Origin of the sequence: Kordiimonas sediminis (assembly GCF_014656395.1) — a bacterium.
In the GTDB taxonomy this organism is placed as follows: Bacteria; Pseudomonadota; Alphaproteobacteria; order Sphingomonadales; family Kordiimonadaceae; genus Kordiimonas_A; species Kordiimonas_A sediminis.
In genome coordinates, this window is the sequence record NZ_BNCI01000002.1 from 1,348,798 (window position 1) to 1,368,724 (window position 19,927).

Below are 19,927 nucleotides of genomic sequence, written 5' to 3' on the forward strand. Positions count from 1 at the left end.
AGTTACGGATTATCTTTTATGTCTCTTGTTTTGACCCTGATCGTCAACCCCCTTGAAACCGAAATCAATCCCATCATTGATCATATCCGCAACCTGTTTAAGCATGATGGAATGTCCGTCACTGATGTCAAGTCTCTGTCCGATGGGGAAGCAGTAGACATTTATTTCTCTGGCTACGACCTTAGTATGGCCCGGCAGATGATCAACGCAGCTCTTGTAATGTTCACTGTCGACTATGCAGTTCAGCCAGTTAAAAGCCGAAAGAAAAAACTTTTTCTTGCGGATATGGACTCTACCATGATCACGGTTGAGTGTATCGACGAACTTGCTGACTTTGCAAACATCAGGTCCGAGGTTGAGAGCATCACCGAAGCTGCCATGCGCGGAGAGCTGGATTTCAGCCAATCCCTAACCCGGCGTGTCTCGCTCCTGAAAGGGCTTGAAGAAGACATGCTGCAGCGCTGCTTTGATGAACGTGTTGAATTAATGCCTGGTGGCCGCACTGTAATCCAGACGATGCGTAAACACGGTGCCTATACTGCCCTTGTCTCAGGTGGTTTTACATTCTTTAGCGGTCGTGTTGCCGATGCGCTTGGATTTCACCAGCACACATCCAACACACTTGGGCTGATCGACGGCAAGCTGACAGGAACCGTTATCCCGCCCATTTGCGATGCCAACACTAAACTGGAAACATTACGCCAACTAAAACGTGATCACCATTTGCACTATGATGATGTGCTGGCCGTTGGCGACGGTGCTAACGACCTTCCTATGATCAAAGAAGCTGGCCTCGGTGTTGCCTATCATGCAAAACCTGTCGTCTCCGCCGTTGCAGATGCCTCTATCCATCACAGCGACCTTACAGCACTTCTGTTCATGCAGGGCTACCACCGGGATGAATTTAGCCTGGCTTAGTTCTTAGGACTGGTTACAGGACCAAGACGACCCACTTCCCGAAGTATGTTCCAGATACGAAAAAACCGCCCTCGAAGGGGCGGTTTCTTTATTCTATGTATGGAAGATTACTCTTCGCTTTCTTCCTGGATACGTAGTGGCAGATGCACTGTGTTTCCGCGGTAATGAACCAACAGAAGCGCATTTTCACGTCCTGCTTCCCGCGCTTCATCCAAGGCGGAAACAACATCTGACGCATCGGTAACCTGTGTGCTGTTCACACGCATGATAACGGTGCCAGACCGGATACCTGCACGGCCAGCCGCACTTGAACGGCTAACACGAACAACAACCACGCCTTCAACATCATCCGCGATATTGAAACGGCGACGCACATCACTGTTCATTGACATCAATTCCATGCCTTCGACCATATCGCGCTCACCAGTTTGACTGCGACGCTCACGGCCTTCACGAATAGCTTCGTCACGGTTCAATTCTTCTGACATCTCACCTGTCGTCACAGGAATAGTCATTCGTTCGCCATCACGGATCAGCACAACATCAACCGGTTTCCCAATTTTTGTAAGCGCAACCACCCGCGACAATGACCGTGAACTGTCAACCGGCTTACCGTCCCAGGAAATGATGATATCGCCAATACGAATACCTGCATCCTCTGCCGGGCCGCCTTCTGCAACGGTTGTCACAATCGCACCTTCGACGTTTTCAAGGCCCTGACTTTCAGCAACTTCTTCGGTAACTGCCTGGATTGTAACACCCAGCAGGCCACGGCGTACGCGACCAAACTCGCGGAGTTCCGAGATATAAAGCTGTGCATCATGGCTAGGAATGGCAAAACCAATACCAACGTTACCGCCAGACGGAGAGAAGATCAGCGTATTCACGCCGATGACATCACCGTCCATATTGAACATAGGACCACCAGAGTTACCACGGTTAATCGGCGCGTCTGTTTGCAGATAGTCAATATAGGCGCCACCGTCCGCATTACGGTTTCTGCCAGACAGAATACCCGCGGACACAGACCCGCCAAGACCAAACGGATTACCAATGGTCAATACCCAATCGCCAACGCGGGACTTATCGCTATCGCCGAACGATACATAGGGGAATTTTTTATCCGACTTGATTTTCAGCAGGGCAAGATCAGTCCGGGAATCGCGGCCAATCAGTTCTGCTTCAAATTCTCTTTCGTCAAAAAGAGTGACTGTAATTTCATCTGCTTCAGCAACCACATGGTTATTTGTAACCACATACCCTTCGGCATCAATGATAAAGCCAGACCCTAAAGACCGTGCCTGTCTTGGCTCGGCTTCTTCCTGACGATCACGGAACTCATCGAACCAATCGCCAAATGGCATTCCTTCAGGCAAACGGGGAGATCTGTTGTTTGAAGGGGTTACTGTCGTCACTGTCGAAATATTCACAACAGCAGGGGAGAGTTTTTCAACCAAATCAGCAAAGCTGTCTGGCGCTCCTCTGGCTGCGACGGGATTGTGCGAAGCAATTAAGGCACTTACCGCCACAGTTACCACCATCGCTGCACGCACAAATGATAGCGCAGCAAGGCGTTCCCTGAATGCTTTCGTATGTAGTGAATTCACGCACTTACTCCTGTTCTTGTTTATTAGATTACAATTTCCGGCATTAAAAACCGGCAAGTTCAATAAGGACACGATTGGACGTTACTGAACCAACCATATAATGGCAACACCAATTGCGGCAATGGTCAAGCCCGTCACCCGGAGGTTTGCGGCAGATTGTTCCAAGGCTGCGACAAGCAGCCTCTTCATACCATCTGGAAAAAGCGCATAGGCCGCGCCTTCTATAAAGAAAGCGAGGCCTATGGCAGTCACTATAAGTTCAAATGACATGTGAGAGTCTATTTTTTCTCATTAGAGAAATATTTGAAAAACTCACTGTCGGGCGACAACACCAAACGGGTATCGCTTTTACCAAGGGCTTTACGATACGCCTGCATGGTGCGGTAAAATTCAAAGAACTCTTCATCTTTACCAAATGCTTCACCAAAAATACGTACGGCTTCACCGTCACCCTCACCACGAATAATCGAAGATTGCTTTTCAGCCTCCGCAAGCAGGATCGTACGTTCTTTCTCTGCTTCTGCACGGATTCTGGTGGCAGCTCCCTGACCTTCAGAGCGCTTTTGTGTCGCCTCGCGGTTACGCTCAGAACGCATACGGTCAAAGATAGACTGGCTGTTCTGCATTGGCAGATCAACACGTTTCAGACGTACATCAACCACCTCAAGACCAAAGGCACTTGCCTGGGCATTCGTGATTTCTGCAATCTGCTGCATCAGGTTACGGCGTTCGCCAGAGACGATATCCTGCATTGGACGCTTTGCCAGCACTTCCCGAACAGATGCTTCCATCACCTTCTCCAGAAGGCCCATGGCACGATATTCTGTGCGCGCCGCGGTGTACGTCTTCAGCGGATCCACAATGCGGAAACGGGCAAAGCTATCCACCACAATACGGCGCTGATCACTTGCAAGCATTTCCTGCGGGCGAATATCCAGACTTAAAATGCGTTTATCCAGATACGTAACTTGCTCTAGAAACGGTGTTTTAAAGTGCAGACCAGGTTCGACTACGGTTGCCTTTGGCTCACCAAACTGAACAACAATAGCCTGTTCACGCTCATTCACCGTGAAAACTGATGCCAAACCAAAAATCACAACGACCGCTACAATGGTCACAAGGGCAATAAGAGGCTTTTTCATTATTCTTCTCCCTCGCTTTTCTTCTTGGTCAACTGATCCAGTGGCAGATACGGCACAACGCCAGAGCCTGCATCACCGTCGATTACGATTTTATCCATACCCGCCAGAATTTCTTCCATTGTTTCCAGATACAGACGTTTTCTAGTAACATCCTTGGCAGCAACATACTGTTCATATACCGACAGGAAGCGTGCCGATTCACCAGTGGCACGTGCAACAACTTCAGCCTTGTAAGCCTCTGCCTGATTGACCAACTGCTGTGCGCGACCTTTCGCTTCAGGAATAATCCGATTTCTATACTGCTCTGCTTCGTTCATCAGACGTTGCTGGTCTGCTTCTGCACGCTGCACATCAAGGAAAGCATCCTTCACTTCGTCCGGTGCTTCTGACTCGATAATCTGTACACGCAGAACAGTGATACCGGATTCGTAGGTATCAAGGATATTTTGCATTTCAAGAAGGGCATCAGACTGCAACGTACCCCGTGCAGTTGTAATAATTGGTGTAATGCGTTCTTTACCTACCAGTTCCCGCATAACACTCTCTGCTACTGACTTGACGGTCTGCTGAGGGTCAGCAAGATTGAACAAATAATTCCCGAGGTCAGCAATACGCCACACAACGTTGAAACGAACGTCAACAATATTTTCATCGCTTGTCAGCATCAAACTTTCAGAACGATTACTAGCACCGCGAACACCTATTTCGATAGTTTGTTCGTCGGTCACGCCGCGAACTTCAACCGTCTCGATAGGGTACGGAAGATGCCAATGAAGTCCTGGGGCCGTTGAATCAACATACTTGCCAAAACGCATTACAACGCCCTGTTCGTTTGTTTCCACACGATACAAGCCGCTTGCTAACCATAGAGCGATCATCACAAGGACAATCAGGACCACACCGCCGGCACCGCCCGGCATCGCACTTTTCAGTTGGTCCTGGCCTTTCTTAATAAAATCATCAAACTGTGGCGGTTCATTGCGACCACCAGAGCCACCGCCACCCCATGGGTTAGGCCGGTCGCCGTTGCCGCCATTGTTTTGCCAAGGCATGTATTTTCTCTCCCCTTAGGCTTCTTATCTAAACTCACAAAAGTGAAACTGGACTGTTATTCTTATACGCTATATATGGTAGCGGCATCGCATCCGCAATGTTACTCGCGTAAAATTCCGCATTTCAGGATCAATTTTTCATGACTATGCCAACAAAACAAGACATACGGTCTGCCTTAAGTAAACTTATACTGGTAGACACAGGGAAAAGGCTTGACCTTTTAGACAGCGTCAGCCGTATCATTATTGACGAAGGTTCCGTTGGTATCGTTCTGGACTTCCATGACAACAAGCCTGATAACCCAAATTTCATCAGAGAAGCCGCTGAGAAAGCGGTCGCCAAACTAGAAGGCGTCAAACAGGTTAACGTTGTTCTGACGGCCACACGTGCCCCCGGCGCAGAACCTTCAAAACCGACAAGAGAAAGCCGGGCACCGGATGCTGGCGGCCCGCCAAAACCACCAAGCCCTAGCCCTATTCCAGGCGTAAAGCATGTAATTGCCGTTGCCAGTGGTAAAGGCGGCGTCGGCAAATCAACCACGTCTATTAACATAGCACTTGCACTGCAGGAAAAGGGACTTTCTGTTGGCATTTTGGACGCTGACATATTCGGCCCCAGCCTACCGACACTATTGGGTACAAAAGAAAAACCGGCAATCAACAACGGTGTGATTGAGCCGGTAAAAAGCCATAACCTGAAAGCAATGTCGATTGGCTTTCTCGTCGACACTGATCAGCCTGTTGTCTGGCGCGGACCACGTGTTATGGGCGCTACCCAGCAAATGCTGCGTGATGTAGCATGGCGTCCCCTTGATATTCTTGTTGTGGACATGCCCCCTGGAACCGGTGATGTTCAGCTAACTATGGTACAACAAGTCCCCTTGAGCGGCGCTGTGATTGTTTCTACACCACAGGATTTATCCTTGATAGATGCCCGCAAGGGTCTAGCAATGTTCCAAAAGGTGGGTGTTCCAATCCTTGGGATTGTGGAGAATATGAGCACATTCCACTGCCCTAACTGTGGACATGAAAGTCATATATTTGGCCATGGCGGTGCGAAGGAAACGGCTGAGGAACTCTCTGTTCCATTTCTGGGCGGCATACCGCTGGACCCTGATGTGAGGGCACGGTCAGACGCAGGAACACCAGTAGTTACATCTGCGCCTAACACCGAAGCTGCAAAGGCATATAAAGATATTGCTGCCAGCATCCAGAAAACGTTGAAGTTAAAGAAGAAATTATTCAACTTCTAGGGCACAGACAAAATAAAGGGCGACTTTCATGTCGCCCCAATCCAGCAAGCTGCACATCAGATTGCAAAAACCCCACTAATTACGTTTATAGACTACAAAACTATAAGCCGGGCGACCATCTTCCGCATCATGACTGTCACGAGAAACTTCCTGCCACTCTGGCCAGTCAACTATTGGGAAATAAGCGTCACCTTCTACCGCAATATCCACTTCGGTTATATACATTTTGTCAACATACTGCAGGGCGTGATTATATATTTCCGCGCCCCCGATAATAAAGGCATCTGCCTGCCCAACGTGATCCCTGGCATCTGACAGTGCATGAAATACTGTCACACCGTCGGCTTTCCAATTCGCCTGCCGGGTGATTACTATATTTTCCCTTCCTGGCAAGGGCCTGCCAATACTGTCATAGGTTTTGCGCCCCATAATAATGGCAGCACCCATTGTGACTTTCTTGAAGTATTTTAAATCTTCCGGCAAGTGCCACGGCAAATCATTTTCCTTACCTATGACCCGGTTTTTGTCCATCGCTACAATAAGTGATAATGCCATGAATTCTCTCTGCTCTTAAAACTATGATACGTGAAATCAGCTTCATGGGTTGTGTCAGAAACATTGGCCAAAGCCAAGTATGAATCATCCCGCTATAGCTAAAACGCAAACTGTTCCCTATTTGGAAATAGGCAGTAAACCCTAAATCAGGATGTCATTGGGGTCATCCCCGAAGTCTGCCGCTTCTTCAAGCGGCAACGTAACCCAGATTTTTGTGCCTTTACCCTCAACGCTTTCTATTGAAATGTTACCCCCCATCAACACTGCCAGTTCTTTACAAATTGCCAGACCAAGGCCGACACCGCCGTGTGAGCGGGTGAGAGTATTGTCAACCTGGGTAAACCGATCAAACAATCCATCTATCTGATCTTCGGGGATACCAATACCTGTATCCTCTACCCCCATATACCAAAAACGCCTTCCACTTTGGTTCAGGGCTGATCGCATATACATTCTGACTTCGCCATCTTTAGTAAACTTCACAGCATTAGAAACAAGATTGATCAAGATCTGCCGCAATCGTAACATATCGCCCATTATCAAGTCCGGCAGAGCATCATCAAACTCCATGACCAGATTAATATTTTTAACCTGTTCGTTCAGAGAAAAAATGGTGTAAACTCGGTCTAGTACCGACCTGATATCCACAGGCTTCGATGCAATAGAGATTTTCCCTGATTCCAGCTTGGCCAAATCCAGGATATCATTGATTAAGCCCAGAAGATGCTCCCCGCTGACATTAATATCCCGGGCGTAATCAACATACCGTTCGTCCCCGATATCCCCAAGAGACTGATCAATGATGATCTGGGAAAACCCCAGAATTGCATTCAAAGGTGTACGCAATTCATGACTGATAGTCGCCAGAAACTCGGATTTGGTTTTATTTGCAGACTCGGCTGACCGACGAGCTTCTTCAAGATCATTATTCAAATGTTGCAACAACTTGTAATGCTCTTCAAGTTCCAGGTGCGCATCTGTCAAGGCACTTGTGCGGCGTTCGACAACCTCCATCACTTTTCTGGCGCGTCCCGCACTTGTCCAAAGAAGGCTGATAATCAGGCTACTGATAATTATACATACCAGCGTAACCCAGAAAACAGGTTCAAGGTTTGGCTTGAAGCCCTCCTTTGAATAGAAAGTAAACTCCCATCTGGTTGTTGTAAAATCCATAGCTTCTGTAAGTGTGTAGAAGCTCTCATCCTCTCGTGCATCAAAACTCGCAGTTGCCTTGCCGTCTATAACACCAAGCCTATCTGTCAACACCTCCCCATTACTCAACACTTTAATCTGTGTATTAATTGCTAACCACGCCGGGTTATTAAAAACGTGATTCACGAAATACTGGGGACTGAGGAACTGATAGATAACTACAGATTTGCCGTGCAAGTCAGCAATAGGTGTCTTATAAAGTAGCACGCGTTCTCCACCTGTGAAGGCAAGCAGATCAGGTGGTAAAATTGTAACATCAGAGCCAGATTGAGAAAAGTCCGCTTTCAATCCGGTTATCAGACTTTCCCGGATAGGCGTATTGAGAAGGCGCGTCGCTTCATCACGCGTTTTAGCCCAAGTATATATTGGTCGCACTGGATCACTGCCAAGCCCCTCCTCTGTCTCGGGCATTCCATCTCCTTGGGCGATAACGATAATTGCCAAACGCTGATCATTTAAAGAATTATTAGCCTCAACATACTGGAAAAATCTTTCCTGTGTTAAACTTCGGTCCGCCTTAATCAGGGCCACAATATTATTTGTCTCTGACAAGGCATTTAAAAGACGGCTTTCAATGCCAGCAAATAGTAGCGACGCAGCGGAAGTAAAGTCAGACCGTGCTTCACGATCACTGTTTTTGTACGTCTGGAAAGATGCGAACACTGTTATGATCAGACCGCCAACAACCACCACAGATAATTGCAACAACAAGCGTATCTTTGGCTTTGTAAGCTTAAAAACTCCGACCATACGTTCCCCAATCCACTTTTAAATGACAGGCTTGTAAGAGGCATATCACCGTACTAATAACAGTAGTCCCGCCAATGAAAAGGTGCGCTGAATTCTAAACTCATGACCTACACAGCAACAGGCGCCCTGATAGCTGCATGCGACTCGTATCCATCAATGACTATATCATCATAGGTAAATGCAAATAAGTCATTAACATCAGGGTTTAGGCGTAATTTTGGTAGCGGCAGAGGCTCTCTCAACAACTGGGTATCAGCTTGCTCCAAATGATTACTGTACAAGTGAGCATCCCCAAATGTGTGCACAAAGTCCCCTACCTCTAGCCCGGAAACCTGCGCCACCATGTGCGTTAAGAGTGCATAGGAAGCAATATTGAAAGGCACACCAAGGAAAACGTCTGCGCTTCTTTGGTAGAGCTGGCAGGAAAGCTTTCCATCAGCGACATAAAATTGGAACAGACAGTGACAAGGCGGCAATGCCATCTGGTCAACATCAGCAACATTCCAGGCAGAAACAATCAATCTACGACTGTCAGGTGACTTTTGAATCATCTCCAGAAGGTTTTTAATCTGGTCAACTGTTCTGCCGTCAGGTGTTGGCCAACTGCGCCACTGATGACCATAAACGGGACCCAGATCACCCTTGTCGTCTGCCCATTCATCCCATATCGATACCCCGTTGTCTTTCAGGTATTTGATATTGGTATCACCGGCAATAAACCATAGTAGTTCATGAACAATGGACCGGAGGTGGAGCTTTTTAGTCGTAACCAATGGAAAACCATCGGCCAGGTTAAAGCGCATCTGATAACCGAACACACTGTATGTACCTGTGCCTGTACGGTCTGGTCTGAAAACACCTTCATTTCGTATGTGACCCAACAAATCCAGATACTGTTTCATGCGACTTTTCACTTTCTACATATTCCTGCCTGCAGAAAGTTATACATGGTCCAAAAATCAAGTCATCCGAAAATTTTCAGCGCCTACCCTGTCGCCTTTATCAGTAAGCACCGTGCATATGCACATCCAGCGCATTATGCTGCTTCAGACTGGACATGGCAGACAATTCCTGTGCCCTGCTTCCAGTACGTACCCATAATAAGTATCCGCCAAGCTTCTCTTCATGGTGTCTGCGGTTCTGAATACTTCTGTATAGCCGTGCGGCTACCATACCGCCAAGGCCAATTCCAATAAGACCCATGGCAAGTGTCATGGCAGCGATCTGCATTATCTGAAAACCGTAGGATACTGAAATCACCATGCCCGCCAGTAAAAGAACATATGTGGGCACCAGCAGGGAAATCATCATCCCACTCATTTGGCTATCAGGATCCGTATAGGCTTCTCTAGGCACTTCCGGATCATCTTCCAATTCCCGTACGCTTTTAACTGCATGGCCAATGGCAGTTTCAACAATTTCAGGATGTTTTGGACGGGACATGGCGGCGGTGGCAAAACCGTGACATTCCAAATCATCAACGGCCTGCTGCATATCTTCCATCGTGGTAAAAACAGCAACAGCTTCCCGAAGATTCTCATGGGGACGTTCAGGGGTTTCCCAGTCCCAGTGCTTCACTTCATTCATTGGTCGCTCTCCTTAGAATTAAGGTAGGACCCACCCACACACACTATGCCATAAAATACATGAAAATAATAGCAGCAGATACTTGGCCAGCTAAATATGATCCCGGAAAAACATCTGCACAAAAACCCTTTAAATTTCCGTCCACACTGCCTATATAAAGGGTGCTGGGCAACCAGCTATGGCGATAAACGGCGCATTAAGTAGGTAGAGCGGACCCGGGGGCAGTACCCGGCGCCTCCACCACCAGCAGTCAAAAAACGCAGGGGCATGCCTGCTTACTCTACTCTGACTGTTGCTGATGGGGGCGAACCAGGATCGACGCATATTGAACGGTGTAAGCCTTTCGCTCAGGATGGTACCGCTGTGATGGACCAAACTTTATAAATGCAAACGACAATGACGTCGAGTTCGCTGTTGCTGCGTAAGCAGTCATAGAGAACACATTTATTAAATCCCTGGGTATTGACATATCCAGGTGGGGGTTGGCCCACCTAGCAACAGAACGGGCCACTTTCTCTTTTAATTTCAATGCCCTCTGCCGTTCCCGTTACTTTTTTTGCATTTCCCTGCATTTTAACCTTCACGCCTGCTCTTAGGTTGACTATAACGAGCAAAGGAATAAACGACACCGGATATGACGGATGACTGACGTCCATATAGATTATGACGCGAAGGTACAGCAGGCTCTTAGGCAGGTTGTCAGGAATGTACTTTTGGAAACAGAAAAAGATGGCCTGAAAGGCGATCATCATTTCTACATTGCTTTCAAAAGTCAGGCTCCAGGTGTTGAACTTCCAGCCCATTTACTGAGCAGATTCCCGGAAGAGATGACAATCGTCATTCAGCATAAATTCTGGGGACTGAAGATTCATGAAGACCGCTTTGAAATCGGCCTGTCTTTCAATCAAAAGCCTGAGCATTTGGTCATTCCATTTGACAGTGTGGTTGGATTTGTAGACCCAAGCGTCCAGTTCGCCCTGCAGTTTCATGACGATGAAGGCGAAGAGCCTATTACGGAAATGATGGAAGCAAACGTTGACTTTGCTGACAGCGGCACTGTCCAATTCGAAGATGATGACGATATGGACGACATGAATGATGACACTGATCCAGACGATTCTGGCGATAAGGGTGACACAAATAATGTCGTCACACTGGATGCATTCCGAAAAAAATAAATCCTCTGCCAAGGAATAGCGCCCGCCAAAGCTCCCAGGCTTGCATCCCTTAATGTCCTCTGCATAGACAGTGTGGTGCATCCCTGTACCAACAGCTACTAGGTAGATTAATGTGCACTGTATGCTTTGCAGTGCGGAAATGCGTCTTCACGGACAACGGCGCGACAGTCGCAGCAAAATATTGTGTTGTTCGAACAAAAATGGGGCCAGAACAGCAGTTCTGACCCCATCATTACTGTAGCTATTCGGCAATTTTAAAAGCTGACTTTCACTGAGAAACGAATGTCACGACCCGCAGAAGGTAACAAGTCCTTCAACTGGCTGGTGTGGTGCCGAATTTCTTCATTGGTCACGTTCCGTGCCTGCAGAATAAAGTCAACCGGCGTTGTGCCAACCATATGATGATATGCGGCCGTCAGATCCAGACGCTCATACCCATCTGTTGGAAGCTCATTTTCAGATAGACGATCCTGTTTGTCCGCAACTTCAAGTTCCGCGCCAAAATCAAACTTTCCGTACTTTACATCGACACCAATACGCGCACTAAGTGGCGGAATCCGCGGAAGCGGCATATCTGATACTGTGTCTGTTGCCTTCACATAATCAACCGAACCGGACAGCAGAACTTCGGTCTGTCCTTCGTGGTATGCAACCACATTTGCCTCAAGTTCAAATCCTTTAAAGCGTGCATCCGTCTGCGTATATTGCAGGACAGGTAGCTCGTCCATTTCTTCGCCGGTGAAAGACTGCGCAATGAAATCATCATAATTTACCAGATAGAAGTTTGCGCCCAAATTTACATGTTCGCGAGAATATTTGATGGTCAGCTCACCACCTTTTGCCACTTCTTCCTTCAAGCCCACATCACCGAGCTCAAAGCTGCTGGTTGCCAGATGAGGCCCTTCGGACAAAAGTTCTTCAGCATTAGGCGCGCGTTCCGTGCGGTACACATTCACACCAAGCATCCATCCATCTGCAGGCTTCCACGCTGCACCACCAGAAAAGCTTATTCCTGTATAATTCTTGTCGAAATTACGCTGATCACTGGTGATAGACTGGCGTTCGATACGGCCACCAGCTTCCAATAGCACATCGCCCATTTCATATTCTTCAACGATAAACAGGCCCGTTTGTTTGGTCACACTGGCAGGTGTAAAGGCTTCATCACCGATAGCTTCAAAATCACGCTTGCGGTGTTGCATGCCGAACGCACCCGACATTCCTCCAACTGGTGCGTGCACCATATGCAAACGCGCTTCATATCCCTCATTCAGGAATAAGGTTCCCACCTCATCGCCTTCCAGTTCTTTATGCTCATAGTCTGCATAACCTGCGCGCAATCTTACTTCTTCAATAAAGCTATCAAAATGCCAGCCACCCATCGCATCTATTCGTGTCTGCTTCAGGTCAATGCGCACTGGCTCTTCACCGTGCTCATCATGATCATCTTCTTCATGATCAACGTCATCATGGTCATCGTCTTCTTGCGCATGAGAATGCCCAGGCACGCCATAGTCGCTTGCTTTGGTTGTCACTGATACACCAAAAAAGTCACGGTCCTTAACCCAGCTAAGACCTACTGTACCGCTTTTCTTCGTGACAGCAGTATTCTCTGCCTTTCCGCCATGGTCGTCATCATGATCATCATCATGGTCATCATGATCGTCGTGATCATCATCGTGGTCATCGTGATCGTCATCTGCGTGTAGATATTCAGATTCAGCCTCGCCCGGTATCTTCATGTCATCTGCGTCCAGAATAAACCCGTCTGCATGCAGAACCAGCGTGTCATTTAGCTGCAAGTCAAATTTGCCCGACACCATTAGTTCATCAGCCGCTGTACCAAATGACCCACGAAGATCTCCGGATAGCTGGCTTTCCGGTAATTTGTCTGGAATCCGCCCATCAATGATATTCACGACACCGCCGACTGCATTATTACCATACAAGAGGGTCGCTGGTCCGCGCAGCACCTCAATCCGCTTGGCAGTTCCAAGTGCGCCGGATACATCGTGGTCAGGACTAGTAGACGAAGCATCAATGGTACCGATGCCGCCGACAAGAATTCTGATACGGTCGCCGCCAAGCCCCCGAACAATTGGTCGGCTCGCCCCTGGGCCAAAGGCAGTCTGGGACACGCCTGGCAATCTATCCAAAGTCTCACCCAGCGACGGCCCCATAACGCGCTCTAGCGACTCGTTCGCCAGCACATTAGTACCCTGTAACAGGTCAAATTCCCTTGACTGGATCAAACGTCCAGTAACCACAACTTCTTCCAGATGCTCTTCAGGGTGCTCATCAGACTGCTGCGCGGTAACCGCGGAAGACAACGACAAGGCGCATAAACCGGCAGAGGATAATAATGCTACTTTAAACGACATAAACAAAGCCTCATAAAATGTAATGAAATATAGTAACATTTTATAAGTGGCATTTCAGAGCTTTGTCAAATGGAATATTTCAGCCTAGGAATATTGCCGTTAAAGCACCCTTTATTGCCTATTTCGCATTTGGTTCCGACGGCACAGCGAATACGTCAAGATCAGCCGCAGATACAACAGGGCCATTATAGCCCGCTGCCCGAATTTCTTTGATCAGGTCTTCGTCAGTCGCCCCCCAGTATAACTGATGATATAGCACCAGTAATTTAGGCTTCACCCTGTTTGCAATGGCTGCAAGCTCATGCGTTGATGTATGAAACTGTGAATGGTAATTTTGCCAAACAGGCGGGCGGGTCTTAAATGTTTCTGCAGAATACACCTCATGCGCCAGAATATCTGCCCCCATTGCAGCCTTTTCCAACGTGTCTGATGGGCCTGTATCACCGGAAATGACGATGGTTTTATCTCCGGCTGTGAATTTATAGCCAAAAGCCGCGTCAAACGACCCGTGATCAATCTGTATAGCTTCTACCTGAATATTTTGATCCGTGAACACATAGCCGCCGGCTATCTCTGTAGTGATGTGCTTATACCCCGTCTCATTTGCAGGCTCAGCGCCGTTCAACCGCATAGAAACATCAACTGCATACGCCTTCGAGATATGGTCAGCCATTGCTGCCAGTCCCGGTGGACCAAATAAATTGATAGGCTTCTCTCGCTCCAGCACCCATGGGGTGAAAATCAGATCAGACAGCCCAACAGTATGATCTGAATGCAGATGGGTGATAAAAGCCATAGACAGGCTTGGCATCTCCAGGCCGGCGGCTGATGCCCTCCGGACCACACCTGGTCCGGCATCAATCAAATAGGGTTGACCATTTGCGACGACGGCCAATGCTGGCCCGGATCTGTCAGGGTCTGCATTTGGGTTTCCGGTTCCCAGTATAACCAGTTTCATATCACTGGCTGATGCCGTCAAACTAACTGAGGTAATCAGAACAAACAGTGCTGTTAATTGCTTTATCATTCTGCCGTCTCCTTCAAAATCAGACCCTTTTCCATCACAAAGGCAGGGTTCCTTAATCTGTCCAAAGTCAGGTCTTCTTCTGCTTTGACTGCAATAACGGTTGCTTCATTGCCCTCGGCGATCAAGCTGGATGCCCGAAACAATTCATCATTCAGGGATAACGTCAAAATAGTACCCTGTGTTGTCACAAGTGGGGCCCCTGTACTGTGCAGACTTACATCCTGAGTGATAGAAGGCAGAACGACATACCCCGACAGGTCAATCTTTTTTGCTGCCCGTGTGACATAGATTTCATCTTCATGCTCAATTGCAATGATACGGTCATTCTTAATCATGATGACTTGATTCTGCGATATTTTGGCAGCCTTCGCATCATACAGATACCCTGCATATATGGCTTTGAACACCTCTTCTGCGCTGACAGACGTCGCCCCTGTCAGCACCATTACGGCAACCATTATTAACCTGATCATACCGCCCCCTTTTATGCCTTATCCCTCAGCTTGCAGTCGCTCCTTGATCAAACTTGTTGCATTGTTATAAATATGTCCAGTCATAATACCCAATAAAGGAAACAGGCATGAGCAGGATAGCCCTACCCCGAATTTTAGAAATAGGCGGCGGCAGCATTGATCGCTTGCCGAATGTGCTCGCCTCTCTTGGGCTGTCAAAGCCTCTGCTGGTGACCGATCCTTTCATGGTGACACAGCCTGGCTGTGACCGTGTTCTGGAGAATTTACCATCGGGAACGCCTGTGTATTCTGACACAGTTACAGACCCGACAAGCGATATTATTGAAATCGGGACTACAATCCTTCAGGAGGGAAACTTCGATTCTATCGTCGCTTTTGGCGGAGGGTCCAGCATGGACACGGCAAAGGCAATGTCTATCGTTGCTGCAAATGGTGGCCATATTCGGGACTATAAGGCCCCAAACCCTATCCCCAAAGCTGGCTTACCGGTTATTGCCGTGCCTACCACTGCGGGCACGGGGTCTGAGGCTACGATGGTCACAGTGGTCACCGATACTGCATCAGATGAGAAAATGATGATCAAAGGGCTCCCTGCCCTGCCGCTTGCTGCTATTGTTGATTTTGAATTCACCTATACGGTCCCTTTCAGAACCACGGCGGACACAGGCATTGACAGCCTGTGCCATGCGATCGAAGCCTACACCAGCAAGCTTGCCAGCCCTTTCACAGACAGCTTCGCCCTAAGCGCCATGAAACGGATCAGCGCGCACCTGAAAACCGCCTGCTATGAGCCTCTGGATCCAATCGCACGGTCCCAGATGATGTTAGCTGCAACGGAGGCAGGGATCGCATTCTCCAACGCATCAGTCACCCTGACACACGGCATGAGCCGCCCGATAGGCGCGCATTTTCACGTCCCACACGGCCTGTCAAATGCCATGCTGCTACCAGCTGTTACGAAGTTCAGTATCGACAATGCCCAAGAGAGATTTGCAGACTGTGCACGCGCTATGGACTTAACCCAAACCAACTGTAATGACGAAGCCTGCGATATACTGGTCCGCACATTGATTGATCAAAACACAGAGCTGAAGGTACCTACCCCAAAAGCATATGGCATTGATGAAGAAAAATATCATGCTGCCATCCCATTGATGGCGCAGCAGGCTATCGCATCGGGCTCACCCGGTAATAATCCGCGCGTCCCATCCGCGTCAGAAATAGAGGAGCTTTACAAGGAAATATGGGACTAAAGTATAAATGTGAATTGACCTTTGATTGATTAGACCTATCCTAAATTTGGGGTATCACACATGATCATAGTTGCAAAAAACAAACAAAAAACTGCACGATCATGAACCAGAAAAGGGAAGAAAATGTTTAGGAAACGCACAAATCACTCACTTTACGCCCTTGCGATCGGGGGTATGTTACTAGGAACACCACTATCCGCTACTGCCCAGGAAAATCTTGTTCCAGAACCCTTTCGCGGCGCTACTGCCGATAGCAATTTCACATTATCCTATGATGATGTTGATATGGTGCTTAACCAGGTTGTCCTGGAGACAGGACGATCCAGTCGTGAGACAAGCGGCAGAGAATATGCGACAACGGGCACCCGCATCCTACGTTCCGCTAGTGGCAAATACAGACTTGAAGGCAACCGAGTAGACTTTTTCGCATTTAAAAATCCTGAAAATTTCGAAATCCTGCAAAAAGTTCGGCGCAGTTTGGAGGCTGTACCCTCGGAGCTTCCTCTCCATCATTTATCTGAAAAAGAGCAACTAGCCTACTGGTTAAACCTATATAACATCACCATGATTGAACAGATTTCTAAGGTCTTTCCAGAATCGAGCCTGAAGAAATTCTATGACGGTACTGACGGTAACTCAGAAATATGGGATGAAAAAGTTTTGAATGTTGCAGGTGTGCCTTTGTCTTTAAATGACATTCACCACAAAATCCTGATCCCGAAATATGAAAATCCGCTCATTCTATACGGCCTATTTCAGGGCATTGTAGGCGGACCCAACATCAGAGGCGAAGCTTACACAGGACGCCGCGTATGGCATCAATTATCTGAAAACGCAAAAGAGTTCATCAATTCAAATCGTGGCACCCAACGACGGGATGACAGGGTATTCCGCGTATCAACATATTATGAAGCCAATCGGGAACTGTTTCCAGAGTTTGACGAGGATATGAGAGAACATCTTTTGCAATATATTTCACCAGCACTGGAACGTAAGGTTAGGAGTTCTTCTCGTATGTCGCCTAACATTCAGTCTTGGTATATCGCTGACCTGCAGGGCGGCAACCGCACACAATCTTCCAGAACCATGGGCCATGCGGCTCTGCTTGGTGCCATCGAGGGCGGACCATCCGGTACGTTCTCAGCAGATGGCACGGGCGGTGCAGGACACCTTGCGTCTGAGTGGGTTGGTAAGTTTTCCGATTCAAGCCTAATGAACCTTCGCTTCCCGGTCCATGTCCTTGAGTATGTAAAGAAACTACGGGAACGTAACCGTCACGACAGACAAGGGAACGTTATTATGGAAGAAATTGACAATTCTTCCGACACCACAGAAAACAACCAATAATCTAGAGGGGTATTATGAGCAGAGTAAGTAGTCTTCACACTATTATGGGTGTACTTTTTTCCGCAGTTTCTACAGTGGGACTGCAGGCAGATGATCCTGCAAAATTTAACGCGATAGATGTCTTTGAACTTGAATATGCGTCAAGTCCTCAGGTCTCTCCTGACGGAAAGCAAATTCTCTATTCTCGTCGCTCCAATGATATTATGACGGATAGCACTCGCTCTAACCTTTGGATCATTAATCGGGACGGTACAGACCACCGTCCCGTTCTCAGCGGCACCGACAATTACCGAAATGCTGTCTGGTCTCCATCCGGTGACAGAATTGCATATGTCGCCAGCACCAGTGGCGGATCACAAATCCATGTGCGCTACATGGATACGGGTCAAACTGCCCTTGTAACCAATGTGCGGAAATCACCGGGTTCGCTTACATGGTCACCAGATGGGAAGACAATCGCCTTTACCATGAGCGTTGATAACAAAAAAGCGACTGGCGCGAAACTGCCCCCAAAGCCAAAAGGGGCCAAATGGGCACCTCCGGTAAAAGTTATTGATAAAGCACGGTATCACCGAGACGGCCGCGGCATCATCGATCCTGCTTTCACCCATATCTTCACCGTCCCTGCAACGGGCGGTACAGCCCGCCAGATAACCAGTGGTGACTTTAATCATTACGGCTCTCTAAGCTGGACTGCAGACAGCAAAACAATCTATTTCGCTGCTGATCGTCACCCGGACTGGGAATACCGTGTCTATGAAAGTGATATTTACGCCGTATCCACAGATACAGGTGAACTTACGCAGATCACAGACGAGCCTGGTTCTGAACGGGCACCCGTTCTGTCACCTTCGGGAAAAAAGCTGGCATACATAAAGTCTAACGCTGGCAGACAGGCATACCGCATAGACAGGCTTTTCGTTGCAGACAGCGACGGTGGGAATGCCAAAGGACTAACAGAGGAACTGGACCGTAAGGTTCGCAATGCCCAGTGGGACAAGGACAAGGGCCTCTATTTCCAGTATATCGACCGCGCCAATGTAAAAGTTGCTTACACAAATCTAAGCGGCAACCACCGCATTGTGCTAGAGGGACTTGGCGGTACTTCTCTTGGTCGCCCATATTCCAGTGGTGATTATGACGTTAAAAATGGAACGGTTGCCTTCACCCTAGGCAAGGCAGACCGACCAGCCGACCTAGCCGTGCACTATAGCGGTAGGGTCAAACAGGTTACCGAACTAAACGAAGACCTGCTTGGTTACAAAACTCTGGGTAAAACCCATGAGTTGGTTTACCAATCCTCTTTCGACGGGGAAGAAATTCAAGGATGGTATGTTACACCACCGAATTATGATCCGACTAAAGCCTACCCAGTGATTCTTGAAATCCATGGCGGCCCTCACCTGTCCTACGGCCCGAATTTTACCGCAGAAATTCAGCGTATGGCAGCAGAGGGCTATGTAGTCTTCTTTGCCAATCACCGCGGCAGTGCCTCTTATGGTGAACGTTTCGCACGTCTGCTTGAATATAAATATTCCTCCAAGGAAGACTTTGCTGATCATATGTCCGGGCTCGACAAACTAATTGAAATGGGCGTTGTCGACGGCAGTCAGATGTATATTACGGGCGGCTCTGCTGGCGGCATTGCTTCCGCCTATGCCATTGGCCTTACCGACCGTTTCCGGGCAGCAGTAGTAGCAAAGCCTGTTATCAACTGGCTTTCCAAGCCTCTGACAGCCGATAGCTACTTATCTCAAATCCCGAACCAGTTTAAGAAACTCCCATGGGAAGACCCTATGGAATATTGGGAACGGTCGCCTCTATCGCTTGTTGGAAATGTTGTCACGCCAACGATGCTGATTACCGGGGAAGAAGATCGCCGCACGCCGATTTCAGAGACGGAGCAATTCTACCAGGCACTGAAGCTACGCCGCATCGATACTGTAATGGTACGTGTTCCTGGCTCGCCACACGGAATTGCTGGCAAGCCTTCCCGTCTGATTGCCAAGGTCGAAAACATGCTTGGCTGGTTCGCCAAATACGCACCTAAAAACGACTAATTGCATTTTAGCTTAATCAATAGCGGCTACAAACTGGTGGCCGCTTTTTTTATGCCTAGTACACTTTACTGGCACGCTTCTAAACACAGCACCCAACGCCATTTCTTCCTTATTTTTATCCCACTTTCCAAA

The 19,927-nt window shown here is 48.1% G+C and carries 17 protein-coding genes and 1 other RNA gene; 7 read left to right on the forward strand and 11 right to left on the reverse strand.

Going from position 1 to position 19,927, the window contains the following annotated elements:
- Positions 1–18: 18 nt before the first annotated feature.
- Positions 19–918 (forward strand): phosphoserine phosphatase SerB, encoded by a 900-nt coding sequence (gene serB, locus IE181_RS13850; RefSeq protein ID WP_191253937.1) that lies wholly within the window; start codon positions 19–21, stop codon positions 916–918.
- 107 nt (positions 919–1,025) lie between these two features.
- Here serB and IE181_RS13855 read toward each other — a convergent pair whose 3' ends face one another.
- From IE181_RS13855 to hflK, 4 genes are all read right to left on the reverse strand, one after another.
- Positions 1,026–2,525 carry a Do family serine endopeptidase gene (locus IE181_RS13855; RefSeq protein WP_229819450.1) on the reverse strand — a complete coding sequence of 500 codons (1,500 nt, stop codon included), beginning with the start codon at positions 2,523–2,525 and terminating at the stop codon, positions 1,026–1,028.
- Between the two features lie 81 nt (positions 2,526–2,606).
- Positions 2,607–2,795 carry a DUF2065 domain-containing protein gene (locus IE181_RS13860; protein ID WP_191253939.1) on the reverse strand — a complete coding sequence of 63 codons (189 nt, stop codon included), beginning with the start codon at positions 2,793–2,795 and terminating at the stop codon, positions 2,607–2,609.
- A gap of 8 nt (positions 2,796–2,803) precedes the next feature.
- Positions 2,804–3,667: a protease modulator HflC gene (hflC, locus tag IE181_RS13865; protein ID WP_191253941.1), complete on the reverse strand. Its 864-nt coding sequence runs from the start codon at positions 3,665–3,667 to the stop codon at positions 2,804–2,806.
- A complete protein-coding gene (gene hflK / locus IE181_RS13870) occupies positions 3,667–4,719 on the reverse strand; it encodes an FtsH protease activity modulator HflK (RefSeq protein WP_191253944.1) in 1,053 nt (350 codons plus the stop codon). The genes hflC and hflK overlap by 1 nt, the downstream gene beginning before the upstream one ends.
- Before the next feature lie 140 nt (positions 4,720–4,859).
- On the opposite strand from hflK, the gene IE181_RS13875 reads away from it, so the two are divergent.
- A complete protein-coding gene (locus tag IE181_RS13875; protein WP_191253946.1) occupies positions 4,860–5,972 on the forward strand; it encodes an Mrp/NBP35 family ATP-binding protein in 1,113 nt (370 codons plus the stop codon).
- Between the two features lie 75 nt (positions 5,973–6,047).
- On the opposite strand, the gene IE181_RS13880 is transcribed toward IE181_RS13875, so the two are convergent.
- From IE181_RS13880 to IE181_RS13895, 4 genes are all read right to left on the reverse strand, one after another.
- Positions 6,048–6,527, reverse strand: coding sequence for a dihydrofolate reductase (locus IE181_RS13880; protein ID WP_191253948.1), 480 nt, complete (start codon positions 6,525–6,527; stop codon positions 6,048–6,050).
- 141 nt (positions 6,528–6,668) lie between these two features.
- Entirely contained in the window at positions 6,669–8,489 is a 1,821-nt protein-coding gene (locus tag IE181_RS13885) for a sensor histidine kinase (RefSeq protein ID WP_191253950.1), read from the reverse strand.
- A 107-nt stretch (positions 8,490–8,596) separates the two neighbouring features.
- Complete coding sequence (locus IE181_RS13890) at positions 8,597–9,391, reverse strand: thymidylate synthase (RefSeq protein ID WP_191254273.1); 795 nt, start codon at positions 9,389–9,391, stop codon at positions 8,597–8,599.
- Positions 9,392–9,491: 100 nt separating this feature from the next.
- Complete coding sequence (locus IE181_RS13895; protein WP_191253952.1) at positions 9,492–10,076, reverse strand: hypothetical protein; 585 nt, start codon at positions 10,074–10,076, stop codon at positions 9,492–9,494.
- A 124-nt stretch (positions 10,077–10,200) separates the two neighbouring features.
- Here IE181_RS13895 and ssrA point away from each other — a divergent pair.
- Positions 10,201–10,588, forward strand: a transfer-messenger RNA (tmRNA) gene (gene ssrA / locus IE181_RS13900).
- Positions 10,589–10,717: 129 nt separating this feature from the next.
- Entirely contained in the window at positions 10,718–11,254 is a 537-nt protein-coding gene (locus IE181_RS13905) for an SspB family protein (protein ID WP_191253954.1), read from the forward strand.
- Positions 11,255–11,508: 254 nt separating this feature from the next.
- On the opposite strand, the gene IE181_RS13910 is transcribed toward IE181_RS13905, so the two are convergent.
- From IE181_RS13910 to IE181_RS13920, 3 genes are all read right to left on the reverse strand, one after another.
- Positions 11,509–13,635, reverse strand: a complete 2,127-nt coding sequence (locus IE181_RS13910) for a TonB-dependent receptor (RefSeq protein ID WP_191253956.1) — start codon at positions 13,633–13,635, stop codon at positions 11,509–11,511.
- Positions 13,636–13,753: 118 nt separating this feature from the next.
- Entirely contained in the window at positions 13,754–14,662 is a 909-nt protein-coding gene (locus IE181_RS13915) for an MBL fold metallo-hydrolase (RefSeq protein WP_191253958.1), read from the reverse strand.
- The gene (locus IE181_RS13920; RefSeq protein ID WP_191253961.1) at positions 14,659–15,135 is read right to left on the reverse strand and encodes a hypothetical protein; all 477 of its coding nucleotides are present in this window, start codon (positions 15,133–15,135) and stop codon (positions 14,659–14,661) included. The genes IE181_RS13915 and IE181_RS13920 overlap by 4 nt, the downstream gene beginning before the upstream one ends.
- 107 nt (positions 15,136–15,242) lie before the next feature.
- Between IE181_RS13920 and IE181_RS13925 the strand changes: the two genes are divergently transcribed.
- The 3 genes from IE181_RS13925 (at position 15,243) to IE181_RS13935 (ending at position 19,795) form a co-directional block, all read left to right on the forward strand.
- Positions 15,243–16,388 carry an iron-containing alcohol dehydrogenase gene (locus IE181_RS13925; RefSeq protein ID WP_191253963.1) on the forward strand — a complete coding sequence of 382 codons (1,146 nt, stop codon included), beginning with the start codon at positions 15,243–15,245 and terminating at the stop codon, positions 16,386–16,388.
- Positions 16,389–16,511: 123 nt separating this feature from the next.
- Positions 16,512–17,735, forward strand: coding sequence for a DUF547 domain-containing protein (locus IE181_RS13930; protein WP_191253965.1), 1,224 nt, complete (start codon positions 16,512–16,514; stop codon positions 17,733–17,735).
- A gap of 14 nt (positions 17,736–17,749) precedes the next feature.
- Positions 17,750–19,795 (forward strand): S9 family peptidase, encoded by a 2,046-nt coding sequence (locus IE181_RS13935; RefSeq protein ID WP_191253967.1) that lies wholly within the window; start codon positions 17,750–17,752, stop codon positions 19,793–19,795.
- Positions 19,796–19,927: the final 132 nt, after the last annotated feature.